Source organism: Halomonas sp. BM-2019 (assembly GCF_017584085.1).
Map to the genome: position 1 here is coordinate 3,652,020 of NZ_CP071922.1, position 17,696 is coordinate 3,669,715.

General features: G+C 65.7%; 10 protein-coding genes and 2 pseudogenes. 6 read left to right on the plus strand and 6 right to left on the minus strand.

Going from position 1 to position 17,696, the window contains the following annotated elements; genetic code table 11:
* Positions 1 to 22: 22 nt before the first annotated feature.
* Positions 23 to 3,142 carry a DUF3427 domain-containing protein gene (locus tag J5F18_RS18095; protein WP_346299922.1) on the minus strand — a complete coding sequence of 1,040 codons (3,120 nt, stop codon included), beginning with the start codon at positions 3,140 to 3,142 and terminating at the stop codon, positions 23 to 25.
* Between the two features lie 145 nt (positions 3,143 to 3,287).
* Positions 3,288 to 3,875, minus strand: a complete 588-nt coding sequence (locus J5F18_RS18100) for a peroxidase-related enzyme (protein ID WP_346299923.1) — start codon at positions 3,873 to 3,875, stop codon at positions 3,288 to 3,290.
* A 429-nt stretch (positions 3,876 to 4,304) separates the two neighbouring features.
* Here J5F18_RS18100 and J5F18_RS18105 point away from each other — a divergent pair, with 429 nt between their 5' ends.
* The 3 genes from J5F18_RS18105 (at position 4,305) to J5F18_RS18115 (ending at position 8,056) form a co-directional block, all read left to right on the plus strand.
* Complete coding sequence (locus J5F18_RS18105) at positions 4,305 to 5,684, plus strand: FAD-binding oxidoreductase (protein ID WP_346299924.1); 1,380 nt, start codon at positions 4,305 to 4,307, stop codon at positions 5,682 to 5,684.
* A 219-nt stretch (positions 5,685 to 5,903) separates the two neighbouring features.
* Positions 5,904 to 6,134, plus strand: coding sequence for an AbrB/MazE/SpoVT family DNA-binding domain-containing protein (locus tag J5F18_RS18110; RefSeq protein ID WP_346299925.1), 231 nt, complete (start codon positions 5,904 to 5,906; stop codon positions 6,132 to 6,134).
* Between the two features lie 212 nt (positions 6,135 to 6,346).
* The gene (locus J5F18_RS18115) at positions 6,347 to 8,056 is read left to right on the plus strand and encodes a hypothetical protein (protein WP_346299926.1); all 1,710 of its coding nucleotides are present in this window, start codon (positions 6,347 to 6,349) and stop codon (positions 8,054 to 8,056) included.
* A 71-nt stretch (positions 8,057 to 8,127) separates the two neighbouring features.
* Here J5F18_RS18115 and J5F18_RS18120 read toward each other — a convergent pair whose 3' ends face one another.
* Positions 8,128 to 9,627 (minus strand): CoA-acylating methylmalonate-semialdehyde dehydrogenase, encoded by a 1,500-nt coding sequence (locus J5F18_RS18120; protein ID WP_346299927.1) that lies wholly within the window; start codon positions 9,625 to 9,627, stop codon positions 8,128 to 8,130.
* A 304-nt stretch (positions 9,628 to 9,931) separates the two neighbouring features.
* Between J5F18_RS18120 and J5F18_RS18125 the strand changes: the two are divergent.
* Positions 9,932 to 10,717 (plus strand): annotated as a pseudogene (locus tag J5F18_RS18125) (LysR family transcriptional regulator); the annotation flags it as partial.
* A gap of 117 nt (positions 10,718 to 10,834) precedes the next feature.
* Here J5F18_RS18125 and J5F18_RS18130 read toward each other — a convergent pair.
* Both J5F18_RS18130 and J5F18_RS18135 read right to left on the minus strand, forming a co-directional pair.
* A pseudogene (locus tag J5F18_RS18130) lies at positions 10,835 to 11,551 on the minus strand (sensor domain-containing diguanylate cyclase); the annotation flags it as partial.
* A complete protein-coding gene (locus J5F18_RS18135) occupies positions 11,499 to 12,554 on the minus strand; it encodes a PAS domain-containing protein (RefSeq protein WP_346299928.1) in 1,056 nt (351 codons plus the stop codon). The gene J5F18_RS18135 and the pseudogene J5F18_RS18130, both read right to left, overlap by 53 nt.
* Positions 12,555 to 13,145: 591 nt before the next feature.
* Here J5F18_RS18135 and katG point away from each other — a divergent pair.
* Positions 13,146 to 15,326 (plus strand): catalase/peroxidase HPI, encoded by a 2,181-nt coding sequence (katG, locus tag J5F18_RS18140; RefSeq protein ID WP_346299929.1) that lies wholly within the window; start codon positions 13,146 to 13,148, stop codon positions 15,324 to 15,326.
* A gap of 110 nt (positions 15,327 to 15,436) precedes the next feature.
* On the opposite strand, the gene J5F18_RS18145 is transcribed toward katG, so the two are convergent.
* Positions 15,437 to 15,640, minus strand: a complete 204-nt coding sequence (locus tag J5F18_RS18145) for a 2-hydroxymuconate tautomerase (protein WP_346299930.1) — start codon at positions 15,638 to 15,640, stop codon at positions 15,437 to 15,439.
* Between the two features lie 114 nt (positions 15,641 to 15,754).
* Here J5F18_RS18145 and J5F18_RS18150 point away from each other — a divergent pair.
* On the plus strand, positions 15,755 to 17,696 hold a 1,942-nt coding region (locus J5F18_RS18150; RefSeq protein WP_346299931.1), incomplete at its 3' end, for a cache domain-containing protein.

Sequence of the window (17,696 nt, forward strand, 5' to 3'; positions counted from 1 at the left end):
TGAGGTTCCGTGACAGGTCATGTTATGCCGGCCGCGCCTCCTCGAAGAGTTCCGCTGGCATTGGGTGTTCGAGCTCCCAGATCATGGCAATGGGGCGATCACCCTCATACCCGTTTAGCGCCTTGGCCGGGCCTAAGAAGATAAAGGGTGCCGTCTCGCCCTCGATACGCTTGGTCAAACGAGCGAAAAAAAGAATCGTGTAGCCGCGGTCTCCAAAGTGGAGATAGTTCTGGCCCGTCGAACTGGCCTGTGTGGTATTCGACTGGCTCTCCCAATGCAGCAACGTTCGGCTGATGGGATAGTCGCGATAACGTGTGGTGGGCGAAAAGTCACCGTCGTCTTTGTGGAAAGTGACCAAGTGAATGTAAGTGCGGATGTCCCTGGCATGGATAACACCCACCCCGGTGGCGCCAGGCTTTTCCAAGCTGGCCAAGCCCATGGCCGCCTTGATCTCGGCGGTGCCATAAGCGCCGTGTAACAGCAGCCCGCAGTCGAACGGCAGATCGTCAAGAGAGCGTAGCGGCACTGACTGATGGATACGCCGCCAGGCGGCAATCTCCGCGGCATCGGCGGCCACGCTGGAATTGACGCGCCACTTCTGCAGCGACTGCTCGAGATTCTCAACACCCACCAGCCCCCCCTTCCGGCTCCACAGCAGATAGTGCAGCGCCGTCTGCTGGCCAACGTCGTAGCGCCCCAGGGCCTCCTCGACACTGCCATCCGGACGACCGAGAGTTTCAACGGCCGTGAGGAGTTCAGGATCACTACGCAGGGCGATGCGGGAGAGTGCCTTGCGGGCCTGCTCCAGATCGGGATCGTCGGGCAGCGGCCGACGGTCGGCCATGGCCTTCCACTCCGACCAGCTCCGCCGCGCCAGCACCTGTACCGGTGAGAGTCCCGTTACCTCGAGGAACCGTCCAAATGTGAGTGGCTGGCCCACCTCTTCCGACCAGGTGCGAAGAGTCTCAGGAATAAACCGATTCAAATCACTTAGCACCGCGCGGATCTTGCCCAGCACTCTCTCCCGTGCCACGCGTTCCAGTTGGATGCTGCAGCCCGGCGGCAGACTCGGAAAGTCGGCCTCCACTTCCCGATCCAGACGCTTCCGCCGTCCGGAGAGCAGCGCGGTAAACTTGGTGTCCAACCGATAGCGGCGGTGGGTCTGCCCTACGAAGTCCAGTACGGTGAGGCACTCCTTGCCCGGGGCATGGCGCAGTCCTCGCCCTAACTGCTGAAGAAAGACCGTCAGGCTCTCGGTAGGCCTCAGGAACATCACGAGGTTGATGTCGGGAACGTCGACGCCCTCGCTGAGCACATCCACAGTAAACAGGAATGGCAGTGTGCCCTCGCGAAACTCCCGAAGCCGCTCGGCACGGAGCTCTGCTGAAGTGTCACCAACCAGCACAGCGGCCCGATACTCGCCGCCAAGTGCGTTGAAGCTCTCAGCCATATACTCGGCGTGCCGCACGCCGGCGCAAAATCCCACCGCACGCAAGCCCCGGAGGTCAGGCTGATAGCGTTCCAACGCCTGTCTAACGGTATCGACGCGCTGGCGAGCACGAAAGTCGTCGCCGGTTAGCAAGTTCTCGAGCTGCCGGGCGTCATAGCGCCCATTCCGCCAAAGGCTGTCTTCACTGAGATCGATGCTGTCGCTGACGCCAAAGTAATGGAAGGGGCACAGCAACTTTTCTTCCAGCGCCTCGGGGAGGCGGATCTCTGCGGCGAAGTCACCGCCGAAGTCCGGCAGGATACTGCTGCCATCCATCCGCTCTGGTGTGGCGGTCAGGCCTAGTAACAGTTTCGGACTCAGCTCATCGAACAGCGCCCGATAGCTGCTGGCGGCACCATGATGGGCTTCATCGATCACCACATAGTGAAAGTGCTCAGCACCCAGGCTTCCCCAAGGCCTCTGCCGATTGAGCGTCTGCACCGAGGCAAATAGATGGCGGTGCGCTGTCGGCGCCTGCCCGCCCACCCAGAGCTCACCGAAGTTCTGATCACGCAGCACGGTTCGGAAACAGGCCTGGGCCTGCTCCAGGATCTCCTTGCGGTGAGCCACAAACAGCAGCGGCAACTGGTGCCCTTCGCGCTCACAGAATCGTCGATAGTCCAGCGCTGAGACCACGGTCTTCCCGGTACCGGTGGCCGCTACCACCAGGTTCCGGTATGAGCCACGCTGACGCGCGGCGTCGATCGCCTCCAGAATCCGCAACTGGAACGGTCGCGGCGTCATCTCGGCAAAGAATGTTACCCCACGCCGATCACGCTCTTTATGCGCCGCGATCGCTTGTCGAAAGCGGATGAAGTCCGCCTCGGTGTAGGGCTCGAACTCATCGCTCTCCCAGTAGGCGGAAAACTCGGCGGCAAACCGTTCCAGAATATGTTTCATATCCTGCTCGGTGACTTTGACGGTCCACTCCAGCCCCTGGGTCATCGCCGAATGGGACATATTCGCCGAGCCAATATAGGCAGTGGAATAGCCACAATTCCGCCGAAAAAGGTAGGCCTTGGCGTGCAAACGAGTGCCACCGGAATCGTAGGAAACACGCACGGTGACATTGGGCTGGCGAGTCAGCCATTCCAGCGCTGCCGGATCGCTAGCACCCATATAGCTGGTGGAAATCAGACGCACCGGCACCCCCCGCTCGGCCAGGCGCTCTAGGGCCGGCATCAGTAGCCGAAGCCCGGACCACTTGATGAACGAAACCAGTATATCGACCCCATCCACCGTGGCCATCTCGGCTCGCAGCTCATGTTCTAACGGCGGATCGTGGCCGAGGCCGGTGAGCAGGGCACTGGTAGACAGTGGCGTGTGTGGGCGGGGTAAGGAGTCGCGGCCATGGCCCACCTCCGTGAGAATCGATTTATCGGCGCTGAGCAGCCGTTTGCGAGTCAGATAGTCGAGACCTTCGGTCGCCGACACCAGCTCGACAATGCGGTTAATCAGCGGCAGTCGATCCTTGGCCTCTACCATGCGTAAGGCTCGGTGGAGCAGCTGGCCGATAAATTGGGAGTAGGCGTGGGGCGCCGCCTCATCGTCGAGGGAGCAAAGAACTGGCTTCAACTCTGGGTGCGCTTCCAACTCCACCATCAGTTCTTCATCGAGTAGCCGTTCGTAGAGCCCTTCCGGTAGCCGATCCATGCGTTACCCCACTTTCCCTGTTTCAATGCCGATCTAAGGTAACAGCAATTGGCTAATGTTGGGTGGCCGCCGCCATTCGCGCGGCAAAGCCGTCCTCCCACAGTGAGCGCTCCAAGCTAACCTGAGAAGCTCCTGGACCAGTGGCTCACTTCTCCCGCGGCACCCGGCCCATCAGGTAGAACTCCTCGTTGGGCGGGGTGCCGGCCAGGGTGACCAGGCGGTTGGACATGCCGAAGAAGGCGGCGATGGCGCCGATGTCCCAGATGTCGTCCTGAGTGAAGCCCACCTCCAGCAGGCGTGTCTGCCAGGCGTCGGTGAGCTCGCCGACCTCCAGGCCAGAGTGCATGGCGAAGTCGAGCATCACTCGGTGGCGCTCGCTGAGGCCGGCGACGCGGTGGTTGATGGCGACCTGGTCGGCCAGCAGCGGGTCCTTGCTGTAGATGCGCACCAGGGCGCCGTGGGCCACCACGCAGTAGAGGCACTGGTTGCGGGCGCTGGTGGCCACCACGATCATCTCCTTCTCCGCCTTGGTGAGGGTGTCGGACTCGCGCTCCATCAGGGCGTCGTGGTAGGCGAAGAAAGCGCGGAACTCCGCCGGGCGGTGGGCCAGCATCAGGAAGACGTTGGGGATGAAGCCCGCCCTCTCCTGCACCGCCAGCATGGCGTCGCGGAGGTCCTCGGGCAGCTCCTGGATCGACTCGGGAATGGGAAAGCGGCTGATGGGGGTGGTCATGGTGGCTCCTGGCATTGGGATTGTTATCGACAATCCGCAGTTAACGTCAACGTTATCGAACTGTCCATTGAACCTGTGGCGCAGCCCGCGCAAACGGCTTCAGGCCTCGGGTTCCAGCGCAAGCCACCGGTGACCGGGGTGATGAAAGAATCGGGCCCCCAAGCCCGTGGCGCTATACTGGAAGGGACCCACGACTCCAATCGGATCATGCCCGTCGCCATGCCGGCATGAGCTGCGCGGTGCCCCGAGACTCGGCGGCTCACCGCCACCTCAGTTGCTCGCGCCGCTGGCCCTGATCCCGGGCAGTTGGCCGGCACCGAGCGCCTGACGTCGGACCGGCCCGGGGGTCGACGGCCGATGACGTCAGGTTGGGTATGGCAAAGCCCAGGATCACGAGTCCCTGCGCCTCGCCCTCCCGAGGAGGGTGTCATGACAACTCATCTCGATAACGCAGCACTCAAGGAGTTACGCCGGCACTTCTCGGGGGAGATCCTGCTCCCCGAGGATGCCGGCTACGATGAAGCCCGCAAGCTGTTCAACGCAATGATCGACCGCCACCCGGCCATCATGGCCCAGTGCGCCAACGTGGAGGATGTGGTCAGCGCCGTCAACTTCGGCAGGCAGCTGGGGCTGGAGATCGCCGTGCGCGGTGGCGGCCACGGCGTTGCGGGCAAGGCCCTGACCGAGGGCGGCCTGGTGATCGACCTGCGCCGGATGAACGGCGTGACAGTCGACCCGGGGGGGCGCACCGCCACCGTCGGCGGCGGGGCGACGATGAGCCACCTCGACCGCGCTACCCAGCCGCACGACCTGGCGACAACGGGTGGGCGGGTATCCACCACCGGGGTGGGCGGCTACACCCTGGGTGGCGGTGACGGCTGGCTGGCCCGCAAGTTCGGGCTGGCCTGCGACAATCTGCTCGCCGCCGAGCTGGTGACCGCCGACGGCAGCCTCGTCCACGCCAGCGAGCGGGAGAATCCCGAACTGTTCTGGGCGCTGCACGGGGGCGGTGGGAACTTCGGAGTGGCCACGTCATTCACCTTCCGGCTGCACGAGCTCCCACAGGTCACCGCCCTGCTGCTGCTCTGGTCACCGGAGAAGGCGCCGGTGGTCCTGCCCGCCTATCGCGACTTCCTCGACTCGGCACCGGACGAGGTAGGCGGCGGCGCCCTCTACGTCACGGCCCCGCCGGAAGCTTTCGTTCCCGAGTATCTGGTCGACAAGCTGACGTTCGCTGTGCTGGCCGTCTATGCCGGACCGGAGGCCGAGGCACGGGAGGTCGTGGCACCACTGCTCTCCCTGGGGCACGAGGGCGAGCTGATCGCCGAGATGCCTTATGCCGACCTGCAGTGCATGCTCGACGACCCGCCCGGCTATCGCAACTACTGGTCGGCCGAATACCTGAAGTCTTTTCCGGACGAGGCGCTGACGCTGTTCTGTGAGCGCGCGGGCGACATGATCGTGCCGTCTCACTCCCAGCATGTGCTGATTCCGCAGGGAGGCGCCGTCGCGAGGGGGCCTGCCGATTTCCCGATCTCCTGGCGACACGCCCCTTGGGCCGTGCATCCCTTCGGGATGTGGGAGAACCCCGACGATGACGAACGCGGCAGAGAGTGGACACGTCGTTTACGCCAGGACCTGAGCCCCTGGGCCAGCGGCAACGTCTACCTCAACTTCATCGGCGACGAAGGCAGGGAGCGGATCATCGCCGGCTTCGGGGAGACGAACTACGCGCGCCTGTCCAGGATCAAGGCGCAGTATGATCCCCAGAACCTCTTCCACCTGAACCAGAATATCGCCCCGACCTGATCCAGCGACGAGCCAGGCAGTCTCTGGCTGTCGGTACGACACGGCCTCGCCTCGGAAAGAGGCGGGGCCGTGTGTTCTTGGTGGCCGGCACCCTCCGTACAGCCAGCCGATGCTGTCGGCGATCGCACGAAGCTCACGCCAGGCAAGCTGCCTCCTTGTGCCCTACCGCAGCCCCATCCAGTATTACCGTATTACCCGACAGGGCAGAGGGTCATGACCATGACCATCAAAACCAGCCGACTGACCAGGAAATACCAGGCCACCATTCCCGGCGCCGTGCGCCAGGCGCTGGACCTGCGCGCAGGCGATGTGATCAGCTTCGAGATCAATGATGGCGAGATTCGCCTGCGCAAGGCTCGTCCTCTCGACCTGGCCTTCACCCATGCCGTCGAAGGGACCCTGAGCGAGTGGGAATCCGACGCCGACGAGGAAGCCTACCGTGAGCTTTAAGGCCTTCGATGTCGTCGCCGTCCCCTTTACCGACCGCTTGACGACCAGGCGCGGCTCCGTCCGGTGGCCGGCCCTTCGCGGCATTGCCCCGGGGGGCCGGGTCGGTCACTATCGCCTGGTGGGGCCGGGATGGTCGGCGCCTACCCTGCGGGCCGAGGCGCACTACTGCACCACCGAGCCCTGACACAACACGGCATGCATGGCTTCCCGATATGGCAGATCGACCTGATCCCGAGTTTTCGGCGTGGAACCCCGGCCTGGAGGCCGAGCTGCCCGGGCGCTACAAGGCCCTGGAGACGATTCACCGCCCGGACAACGTCTACTCCCGCCTGGCCGACATGCCCGAGCTGAGAACCCTCACCGGGCTTCCGGAAGAGGAGCTGGTCGCCTTCTGTGCGGAACGCCTGGTGCTGCACGAACTTATCGTGCAGGTGACGGCCGATGTGGTGGTCCTCGAGGGTGAAGAGGAGGAGCTGCTGGGGCAGCACTTCCGCAGCATCGCCCTCAAGATCCTCTCCGTCTACCTGACCCCGGAGCTGCCGGCACTCCAGCAGGCCTATGACCGGCTGCATGACGAGATACACGGCCGGGCAGGCGAGATCCTCGCCGCGGCCTTCGCACCCGAACCGCCGGCACCCGAGCCCGAGCCCGGCTCGCTGCTGTCCCGCTGGTTCGGCAAGCGTCAGCCGCCACGCCGGCAGGCGGAGCCACGCTCCATCGAGGAGCGCCATCATGACGTGATCCGGGGCGTCAAGGAGAAGGGGCTCGCGGCCCAAGACGAGCTGGAGCGGGCCATCTACAAGAGCACCTACCGTGTGCTGAACGCGATCGGCGCCACCCAGGGGCATATCGGGGTGGACCAGGAGCTGCTGGCCCGCCTGATCACCCGGCACGCCTGCAACGATATCGGCAGCCGCCGCCTCGGTGAGCAGATCGCCCCCCACGTCGAGCGAGCCATGCAGGTGGAGGGTTACGGCCGGCTCCCCTGCGCCAGGAAGCCGATCCTGATCAGCCTGAAGGGGGCCTCGGCCGCCGGCAAGAGCTCCCTGCGCCACTTCCTGATGGACACCCTGCGGGAGCTGGGCATCCAGCCCGACCAGTACGGCACCGTCTCCCCCGACATCTGGCGCCGCCTGCTGCTGGACTATGAGGCACTGGGCGAGGCCTACAAGTATGCCGGCCGACTGGCCGGCAAGGAGGTCAAGCTTATCGATGCCAAGCTGGACCGCTACATCCGCGACAAGGCCCGGCGGGATCACTCCATCCCCAACCTGCTGATCGATCGGTTCCGCTTCGACAGCTTCGCCATGGACAAGGTCCCGCAGCTGCTGGATGCCACCTACGCGAAATATGTCGACACCATGTACTTCTATTTCGTCGTGACCCCACCGGAGGCCACGGTAGAACGCGGCTGGGAGCGCGGGCTGGAGCGGGGGCGCTTCAAGGCGGTGGAGGACTTCCTGGGCCACTGCGTGGAGGCCTACGACGGCATGCCCAAGCTGCTCTTCAAGTGGCTGGACAGCCCGCACCCCCGGCTCGAATACACCTTCCTGGACAACAGCGTGCCCAAGCACACCCCGCCGACGACCATCGCCCACGGCACCCGCGAGCGTCTCGACATCCTGGCCCCCCTGGGCCTGGTCAACATCGATCGCTACAAGCGGATCAACACCCTGGCGACCTGCCCGGCGGAGGTCTATCCCGACGGCGACAGCCTGGCGATCACCCGCAACTGCACCTTCCTCAAGCAGTGTATCGCCAGGGTACCGGAGGTCCGTTTCATCGACGCGGCGACGGGACGGCCCTACCTGCAGGCCTCGGCTGGCCGCTTCTCGGTGGTGGATGCCGACCTGCTGCGGGCCAGGCGGGCGGATCCGGAGCTGGCAGCGCTGTTCGCCACCCTCGGGGTGGCCGAGCGGTAGCCCCCGCCCCCCGAACCGAAACGGCCCCGCCTCTCTCGAGGCGGGGCCGCGATGTCGTCGAGCCGGAAGGGTCAGCTCAGCGAGATGGTGCTGTTGATGCCGCTGGAGACGTTCTCCGGCTCGAACCAGCGGGCGGTGACCGTCTTGGTCTGGGTCCAGAAGGCGATGGCCTGCTTGCCGTTGGGCCCCAGGTCACCCAGCTTGGAGGCGCGGGAACCGGTGAAGCTGAAGTAGGCGACCGGCACCGGAATCGGCACGTTGATGCCCACCTGGCCCACGTCGATGTCGGTCTCGAAACGGCGCGCCACCCAGCCGGAGCTGGTGAAGATGGAGGTGCCGTTGCCGTTTGGGTTGGCGTTGATGAACTCGATCGCCTCGTCGAGGGTATCGACGCTCACCACGCAGAGCACCGGGCCGAAGATCTCCTCGCGATAGATGCTCATCTCCGCCGTCACGTCGGCAAACACCGTGGGTCCCACGAAGTTGCCGTACTCGTAACCCGAGACCTCGTAGCCGCGGCCGTCCACCAGCAGCTGGGCCCCCTCCTGCTCGCCGGCGGTGATCAGCCGCTCGACGCGTTCCTTCGCCTGGGGAGAGACCAGCGGGCCGAGGTCGGCGTCACGCTGGTTGCCGGGACCGACCTTCATGTTGCGGGCGCCCTCGACGATGTCGTCCAGCCAGGCCCGTGCCTCGCCCACCAGCACCACCACGGAGTTGGCCATGCAGCGCTGGCCGGCGGCACCGAAGGCGGAACCCAGCAGGTTGTGGATGGCCTGGCTGCGGTTGGCGTCGGGCATCACCACGCAGTGGTTCTTGGCGCCCATCATCGACTGCATGCGCTTGCCGGCGGCGGCGGCCCGGTTGTAGAGCAGGGTGCCCACGTGGGTGGAGCCGATAAAGGAGAGCGCCTTGATGTCGGTATGGTCGGCGATCTGGTTGGCCACCTCGGGGCCGCCGTGGACCACGTTGAGCACCCCGGCCGGGATGCCCGCCTCGTGGGCCAGCTCGACCAGGCGCATGGTGGAGCTGGGGTCCTGCTCGGAGGGCTTGAGCACGAAGGTGTTGCCGGTGGCGATGGCCAGCGGGAACATGAAGCAGGGCAGCATGATCGGGAAGTTGAAGGCGGTGATGCCGGCGCCCACGCCCAGCGGCTGGTTGAGGGTGTAGACGTCCACCTCGCTGGCGGCGTTCTCGGCCAGCTCACCCAGCTGCAGGGAGGTGATCGAGCAGGCGTGCTCCACCACTTCCAGGCCGCGGCCCACCTCGCCCTCGGCGTCGGGCAGGGTCTTGCCGTGCTCCTCGGAGATCAGCGCGGCCAGCTCACTGGTGTTGTCGCGGATCAGCGCCTGAAGCTTGAGCATGATGCGCATGCGCTTGCCCAGCGGCACCTTGCGCCAGGTCTTGAAGGCCTCCTTGGCGCTGGCCACGGCGCGATCCACTTCCTCCGCCGTGCAGAACGGCACCCGCGCGACCACCTCCTGGGTGGCCGGGTTGACCACGTCGCGCCACTCCTGGCTCTGGGAGTGGACGGGCTGGCCATCGATGTACATGGGGATTTCGCGGACTGACATGGACGTGCTCCTCTCTGTGCGGTCGCTGCCCGGGGGATCGGCATTGTTATTGTTGTTGGTGATGGCCAAGCTGTTGGTGATGACCAAGCTGTTGGTGATGGCCGTGGATCACCCTGGCATTAGACTTTGTGTGTATAAAAACACGGAAGGTGATGACAAGGAGTCTATCCAGAGGTCGGATGGCGTGACAACGGGCACTCGGGCACATTGCTTGTGCACTCGTGCACAAACGCTCGCCCCTACGGGCGCGCTCAGCGGGGCTCGATCACAGTCCCCGGGCACGCCCCCCGACCGAGAGGCCCCCATGCTCGACTGGCAGGATATCCAGATCTTCCTCGAGGTGGCCCGCAGCCAGCGGCTCACCGATGCCGCCCGCCGCCTGGGGCTGGACCACTCCACCCTGTCGCGGCGCACCCGGCGCTTCGAACAGAAGCTCAATACCCAGCTCTTCGAGCGCAGCACCCACGGCTACCACCTCACCGAGGCGGGTCAGCAGCTGCTCGCCCATGCCGAGGAGATGGCCCGCCACGCCTTCGAGGCCGGCGAGAGCCTCACCGATCAGAATCACCAGATCAGCGGCCAGATCCGCCTGGGGGTGACCGAGGGCTTCGGCACCTGGGTGATCGCCCCGCTGCTCAGCGCCTTCTGCGCACGCCACCCCGGAGTGACCCTGGACCTGCTGGCCCTGCCCCGGGTGGTCAACCTGAGCCGCCACGAGGCGGATCTCGCCATCACCGTGGAACGGCCGGTGAGTCCGGGGCTGGTGATCTCGCGGCTCTGCGATTACCGGCTGCGGCTCTACGCCAGCCACGACTACCTGGCGCGCCACGGTACCCCGGCACGGCTCGCCGACCTGGACCGGCACCGGCTGATCGGCTACGTGGACGACCTGATCTTCAGCGAGCAGTTGAGCTACCTGGAACCGCTGCTCGACCCGGCGGTGGTCGGTACCCCGCCCCACTTCGCCATGCGCAGCACCAGCGTCACCACCCAGCACGCCGCCTGCCGGTACGGAGCGGGCCTGGCGGTGCTGCCCTGCTTCATGGCGAGTGGCTCGGGGACGTTGGTCAACGTGCTGGAAGACGAGGTGGCGATCGATCGCCAGTTCTGGATCACCGCGCGTCAGGAGCAGCGGCGCCTGGCCCGGGTTCACCACCACCCCATCGCGTCCCCGACGCTTGGCGTCATAGCTGGCGGCATCGGCCCGGGCCAGGATCGAGGCGATGGCCTCATCCCCTTCACGGAAGACGGTCAGGCCGATGCTGGCGGTCACGCAGAGCGCCTGCCCCGCGTAGCTGACGCTGACCTGGCTGACCGCCCGGCGCACCGTCTCGGCAATGGCCTCCGCCTGCGGCAGGGTGCAGCCCGGCAGCAGCAGGCCGAATTCGTCACCGCCCTGCAGGGCGAGGTGATCGCTGCGGCGGACCTCCCCGGACACCACCCGGGCGATCCGGCGCAGGAGCTCGTCGCCCAGGGCATGACCGCCTTCATCGTTGACCGGCTTGAAGTGATCCAGGTCGAGGAGCACCACCGCCGAGGGGGTCCCGGTCTTGGTGAAGTCGGCCAGGGCCTCCTCCAGGCGACGCTCGAAGCCTCGCCGATTGAGCAGGCCGGTCAAGGGGTCGTGCTCGGCCTCCCAGCGCTGCAGCGCTTCCTGATGGCGCCGCTCGGTGATGTCCTTGACCGTGCCCACCACGCCCAGCGGTTCGCCGCGCCCCTGCACCAGACTGGCATGCACCTCGACCCACATCTCCTCTCCCCTGGCATCCCCCATGCGCAGCTGGCGCAGGAAATCGCTGCCCTGACGCAGGGCATGGCGCCACAGGTCGCGGGCGCCCGCGCGATCCTCCTCATGGATACGCCGCCAGAGGTCATCGGCCGTTGCCCCGGGGGGGAAGACACAGCATGGCCACCAGGGCGGGATTCAGGTAGGTGACCTCGCCCTCGAGGTCGGCGACGAACATGCCGGTCGGGGTCGAACCTAGCACGGCGTCGAGGAAGGCCTCGCGGTCACGCAGGCGATGCAGCGCCTCGCGGCGCTCCTGCTCCAGGCGGTTGAAGGCATGCGACACCTGGGTGAGCTCATGCAGGTCGGTCGAGAGCGCCAGCCGCTGGCGTACGCCGGTCCCCACCTCGGCAATCTGGCGCTCCAGGCGGTGCAGCGGCGTGAGCTGGCGGCCGACCCACCAGCGGGTGAGGAGCAGCATCAGCAGCGCGGCCACCAGCCAGGTCCACCAGAGCCGCTCCAGGAAGGCCTGCAGCGGTGCCAGCACCGAGCGGCGGGGCATCATCATGGCCACCACCCAGTCGGCCTCCCACACCTGCCGATAGGCCACCAGCATGCTCTCCCCCTCCAGGGCATGGCGGGTTTCGCCCTCCCAGCCGTCGAGGGCTCGCTGAAAGTCCGGCGGATCGAGGCGCCGCAGCGAGGCCACCGGCCCCTCCAGGGAGATCGGCACGAACACCGGCTCGCCGGCGGCGGTGAAGATCGCCACGTGACCGTCGTGCTGGAAGGTCAGGGTGGCAATACTGCGAAAGAACTGGCCGTGGGCCAGGTTAAGGATGCCGCCCACAGCCCCGTCGAAGGTCCCATCGGCCGTGACGCGAGGCACCAGCACCAGCGGCTGCGCGCTGGCCCGGCCGATGAAGGGACGGCTGACATAGGGCCAGCGGGAGTGGCTCAGCATCGTGAAGTATTCGGTACGGGCCGTCTCGAGCCCCACGCGACCCGGCACCTCCGGCAGATCGGCGATCACCCTGCCGTCGGCATCGGTGATCATGATGCCCTCGAAGTGCGCCAGCAGGCTGCGGTTCTGCGCGAGGCGCTCCGCGACTTCCTCGCTCGAGCCCTCCGCCAGCTGGTCCGAGAAATGCGTCAGAGCCGAGAAACGCTGGCTGAGCCGGTCATGCAGTCCACGGCTCAGCATTTCCGCCTGATACCCCAGGTGGGAGAGGCTGGCGTCGCGAACCAGCCTCTCGCCGATGCCCCAGGCAAACGCCCAGCAGCAGGCCGATGATGACCAGCCAGGTCACCACCAGCCCGACCAGCAGGCGCCTCTGCAGGCTCTGCAGGCGACGCATCAGGAAACCGGGCATCAGCCGCTTGAGCAAATCACCTCCGGCTCGACTGGGAGTGTACCGAGGCGCACGTGCCTGGCAGGCCCACGGCGGCGACTCTCGGCAAGTGTCAGGAACGAGCCGCATATTACTATAACGAAGGCTGCTGCATTACCCCCCCTGTCGGGGTCCATTACAGGACATCGGCTCCTCCAGCGCCTACCGGCGAGCGTAGCCGCTCGGCGGCCGCCGGACGATAAAGTTTGGCTATCGCGGCGGTCGACAATCTCGCATTGTGCTAATGGATTCAGGGGGAGTAGCTTGAAGGCACCAGGACGGGAGCCGCATCCGTCACCACCGCGTGGCGGAGGGTTGAGACGGTTCATTGTCCCGCCGCAGCGCCATCGTCTATATAGAGGTGGCAGGTACCTCAACGCAGCCAGATTGGATTGGAGAGCGACATGGGTGATCAGCAGCAAGCCGGCAAGTGCCCGGTCATGCACGGCGGCAACACTGCCACGGGAAATTCGAACATGGACTGGTGGCCGGAAGCCCTGAATCTGGACATCCTTCATCAGCACGACCGCAAGACCGACCCGATGGGCGAGGACTTCGACTACCGCGAGGCGGTCAAGACGCTCGACTTCGAGGCGCTGAAGAAGGACATGCATGCCCTGATGACCGACAGCCAGGCGTGGTGGCCGGCCGACTGGGGCCACTACGGCGGCCTGATGATCCGCATGTCCTGGCACGCGGCGGGCACCTACCGGATCGCCGACGGCCGCGGCGGCGGCGCCACCGGGAACCAGCGCTTCGCGCCGATCAACAGCTGGCCCGACAACGCCAGCCTGGACAAGGCCCGCCGCCTGCTGTGGCCGATCAAGAAGAAGTACGGCAACAAGATCAGCTGGGCCGACCTGATCATCCTGGCCGGCAACGTGGCCTACGAGTCCATGGGCCTGAAGACCTTCGGCTTCTCCTTCGGCCGCGAGGACATCTGGCATCCCGAGAAGGATATCTACTGGGGGGCGGAGAAGGAGTGGCTGGCCCCCTCCGACACTCGCTACGAGAACGTCGAAAAGCCCGACAGCCTGGAGAACCCGCTGGCCGCGGTCCAGATGGGCCTGATCTACGTGAACCCGGAGGGCGTCAACGGCAACCCCGACCCGCTCAAGACCGCCGAGCAGGTGCGCATGACCTTCAAGCGCATGGCGATGAACGACGAGGAGACCGCGGCCCTGACCGCTGGTGGCCATACCGTGGGCAAGACCCACGGCAACGGTGATGCCGAGGCCCTCGGACCGGAGCCCGAGGCCGCCGGCGTCGAGGAGCAGGGCATGGGCTGGACCAACCCCAATATGCAGGGCAAGGCCGCCAACGCGGTAACCTCGGGTATCGAAGGCGCCTGGACCAAGGAGCCGACGAAGTTCGACATGGGTTACCTCGACATGCTCCTCGACCATGAGTGGGAACTGAAGAAGAGCCCCGCGGGTGCGAACCAGTGGGAGCCCGTCGACATCAAGGAGGAGGACAAGCCGGTCGACGCCAGCGACCCCTCCATTCGCCACAACCCCATCATGACCGACGCCGACATGGCGATGAAGATGGACCCCAGCTACCGGAAGTACATGGATGCGTTCCGCAAGGACCCGGCCTACTTCCAGGACACCTTCGCGCGGGCTTGGTTCAAGCTGCTCCACCGCGACCTGGGACCCAAGTCCCGCTACATCGGTCCCGATGCGCCGCAAGAGGAGCTGATCTGGCAAGACCCGGTACCGGCGGGCAGCACCGACTACTCCGTGGAGGCGGTCAAGCAGAAGATCGCCGCGAGTGGGCTCTCGGTCGCCGAGCTGGTCACCACCGCTTGGGACAGCGCCCGCACCTTCCGCGGCTCCGACCTGCGCGGCGGTGCCAACGGCGCGCGCATCCGCCTGGCCCCGCAGAAGGACTGGGAGGGCAACGAGCCGGATCGCCTGGCGAAAGTGCTCAAGGTCTACGAACAGCTTTCCAGCGAGACCGGCGCCAGCATCGCCGACCTGATCGTGCTGGGCGGCAGCGTGGGCATCGAGCAGGCCGCGAGGGCCGCGGGCCACGATATCCTGGTGCCCTTCATTCCGGGGCGCGGCGACGCCACCGAGGAGATGACCGACGCCGAGTCCTTCGAGCCGCTGGAGCCTCTCGCCGATGGTTTCCGCAACTGGCAGAAGAAGGAGTACATCGTCAAGCCTGAGGAGATGCTGCTCGACCGCGCCCAGCTGCTGGGCCTGACAGCCCCCGAGATGACCGTGCTGATCGGCGGAATGCGCATGCTGGGCACCAACCACGGCGGCACCAAGCACGGCGTGTTCACCGACCGCGAGGGGCAGCTGACCAATGACTTCTTCGTCAACCTGACCGACATGGGCAATACCTGGAAGCCGGCGGGCAGCAATCTCTACGAGATCCGCGACCGCAAGAGCGACCAGGTGAAATGGACCGCCACCCGTATCGATCTGGTGTTCGGCTCCAATTCCATCCTGCGCAGCTACGCCGAGGTCTACGCCCAGGACGACAACCAGGCGAAGTTCGTCAAGGACTTCGTCAAGGCCTGGACCAAGGTGATGAATGCCGACCGCTTCGAGCTGGAGAGGCTCCAGCCGTAACGAGCCCTGAGCCAGGCGATCGCCAGGCCAGGGTGGCCACCAGACAGAGACGCCCGGGATTTCCCGGGCGTCTTTTTTCGAATCGGCACACGGTCAGCCCCGTGCCTGCTTCACCCTCCACCGCCCTGCTTGAGGTGCTTCATCGACACCCCCGCCACCCCGAAGTGCTGCTCCTCCATCTCATTGAGGATGATGCGAACGCTCTCTCGGGGAGCCCCCAGCGCGCGATGGCAGGCCTCCGTCACCTCGTGGATCAGCGCCTCCATCTGTTCATCGCTTCGACCCGCCAGCAGGTTGATGGTGATGATGGGCATGTCGGCCACCTCCCTCATTCAGAATGGACGTCCTACTTTGCAATCCTGCCCGCTCGGTGCCATACCGGAGTGGACTGCTGTCACTTTTCCTGGTAGCCACTCCAAGGGTGCAGGATGTTTCCCCCAGTCGGTCGGGCACGCCTCGTCTTCGTCACGGCTCTGGTCGTCGCGGTGACGGCCTTCAGCATCGCCATCGGCCTGGTGTGGGTGGATCGCAGCATGCGGCTCCAGACCACCGAGGCATGGCGCGACGCCATCCAGCGTGAGGCCTGGGAGGCCGCCGAGTCGCTGACTGCCGACCTGAGCCATCTCGCCGGCCTGGCCGACGTCATGGCTTTCGACCTGGCGAGCGGGGAACTGCCGGTCGAGCAGATCGAGGAGCGACTCGAGGCGCTGGTGGAGCAGCACCCCTATGTGTTCGGGGTCGGGGTGATGTTTCGCCCCTACGCCTATGCCCCGGAACGGCGGCTCTATGCACCCTATATCGTCAAGCGCAACGACGTGCACCAGCTGCTGTGGGTGGAGGAGGTCTACGACTACACCGAGCCCCAGCACGACTGGTATCACCAGGGTACCACCTATGCCGGCTGGCTCGAGCCCTTCTTCGGCCAGGCCAGCCAGGCGATGCTGGCGCTCTATTGCACCCCCTTCCGACTCCCCGAGGAGCAGCGGCTGCTCGAGGGTCCCGGGGCCGACGGCACCGTGTGCATCGACTACTCGATCGAGGATGTCTGGAATCTGGTCGGCGCGCTGGACCTGGGCCAGACCGGCTATGCCTTCGTCATTACCGAGGAGGGGACCTATGTGGCCCACCCGCGGCGGGAATACGTCCGCCATGGGCTGACCCTGTTCGACATCGCCGCCCAGCTGGACGACCCCCAGCTGCTGCATCTGGCGGAGCAGGCCACGGCCCGGCGCAGCGGAGCGCTCGCCCACTCCAACGAGCTCACCGGCCAGGGCTCCTTGATCTTCTTCAGCCCCATCACGGCCGCGGACTGGTCGCTGTCGGTGGTGGCCTTCACCGACGAGATGCCGCTCGACCTGAGCGAACACAAGCGCCGGCAGATACTGATCACCATCGCCCTGATCGTCGGGGCCATCGGCCTGTCCGGCCTGGTCGTCGCCTACCGGCTGGACTCCCTGCCGATGCTGTGGAGCGGGAGCTTTGCCATCGCCCTGCTGTTTCTGCTCGGCGTGCTCTATATCTGGCGCCTGGAGTTTGCCGAGGTGGGTCGCGACCCGCCGGCGGCGGTCATGCTGGTCGATCGCGCCGGCGTGGAGAGCTATCTCGAGGGGTATGCCGAAGAGGCCCGCCTGCAGCGCATCGACGAGCCGATCCAGGTGCCGACCGGCATGTTCATCAAGGCCGTGCGTTTCGAGACCCCCCACGACTTCGTGGTCACCGGCCTCCTCTGGCAGCGCTATCCGCTGAGCGGCGACGTTGGCCTGCGACGCGAGATCTTCTTCCCGGACGCGATTCCCGATCAGGATGAGCGCGAGGAGCTGTTCCGCTTCCGCGAGGGAGACAGCGAGGTGGTCGGCTGGTTCTTCAAGACCAGCGTGCGTCAGCCATCCGACTATTCGCGTTTCCCGATAGACATCAAGAACCTGCGGCTGCGGGTCTGGCATCCGGATCTCCGGCACCATGTCGTGCTGGTGCCCGACCTGGATGCCTATCGGCTGATCCACCCGACATCCCTGCCGGGCATCGAATCCGGCTTCCGCCTGCCGGGCTGGCAGGTGCATCGCAGCTTCTTCGCCTATCGCTTCCACGACTACCGCACCGACCTCGGGGTGGGCGGAAGCGCCAGGCTGGACGAGTTTCCTGAGCTGACCTTCCACATCACCCTGCTGCGCAACATCACCGACGCCTTCATCTCCAACCAGATCCCGCTGTTCGTCGCGGCGATCATGCTGTTCGCGATGCTGATGATCGACACCCGCGAGCAGTCTCGGGCCTCACTCTACGGCTTCACCACCTCCAAGGTGCTGGGCACGGCGGCGGCCATCTTCTTCATCATCCTGCTCGCTCACATCGACGTGCGCCGCCGCTACG

What these genes read in the sequence shown, in the direction of transcription:
- J5F18_RS18120 (WP_346299927.1), bottom strand. Translation starts at nt 9,627, where the DNA reads ATGTCAGTCCGCGAAATCCCCATGTACATCGATGGCCAGCCCGTCCAC.
- J5F18_RS18100 (WP_346299923.1), bottom strand. Translation starts at nt 3,875, where the DNA reads ATGACCACCCCCATCAGCCGCTTTCCCATTCCCGAGTCGATCCAGGAG.
- J5F18_RS18095 (WP_346299922.1), bottom strand. Translation starts at nt 3,142, where the DNA reads ATGGATCGGCTACCGGAAGGGCTCTACGAACGGCTACTCGATGAAGAA.
- J5F18_RS18115 (WP_346299926.1), top strand. Translation starts at nt 6,347, where the DNA reads ATGGCAGATCGACCTGATCCCGAGTTTTCGGCGTGGAACCCCGGCCTG.
- J5F18_RS18145 (WP_346299930.1), bottom strand. Translation starts at nt 15,640, where the DNA reads ATGCCCATCATCACCATCAACCTGCTGGCGGGTCGAAGCGATGAACAG.
- J5F18_RS18105 (WP_346299924.1), top strand. Translation starts at nt 4,305, where the DNA reads ATGACAACTCATCTCGATAACGCAGCACTCAAGGAGTTACGCCGGCAC.
- katG (WP_346299929.1), top strand. Translation starts at nt 13,146, where the DNA reads ATGGGTGATCAGCAGCAAGCCGGCAAGTGCCCGGTCATGCACGGCGGC.
- J5F18_RS18135 (WP_346299928.1), bottom strand. Translation starts at nt 12,554, where the DNA reads ATGCTGAGCCGTGGACTGCATGACCGGCTCAGCCAGCGTTTCTCGGCT.
- J5F18_RS18110 (WP_346299925.1), top strand. Translation starts at nt 5,904, where the DNA reads ATGACCATCAAAACCAGCCGACTGACCAGGAAATACCAGGCCACCATT.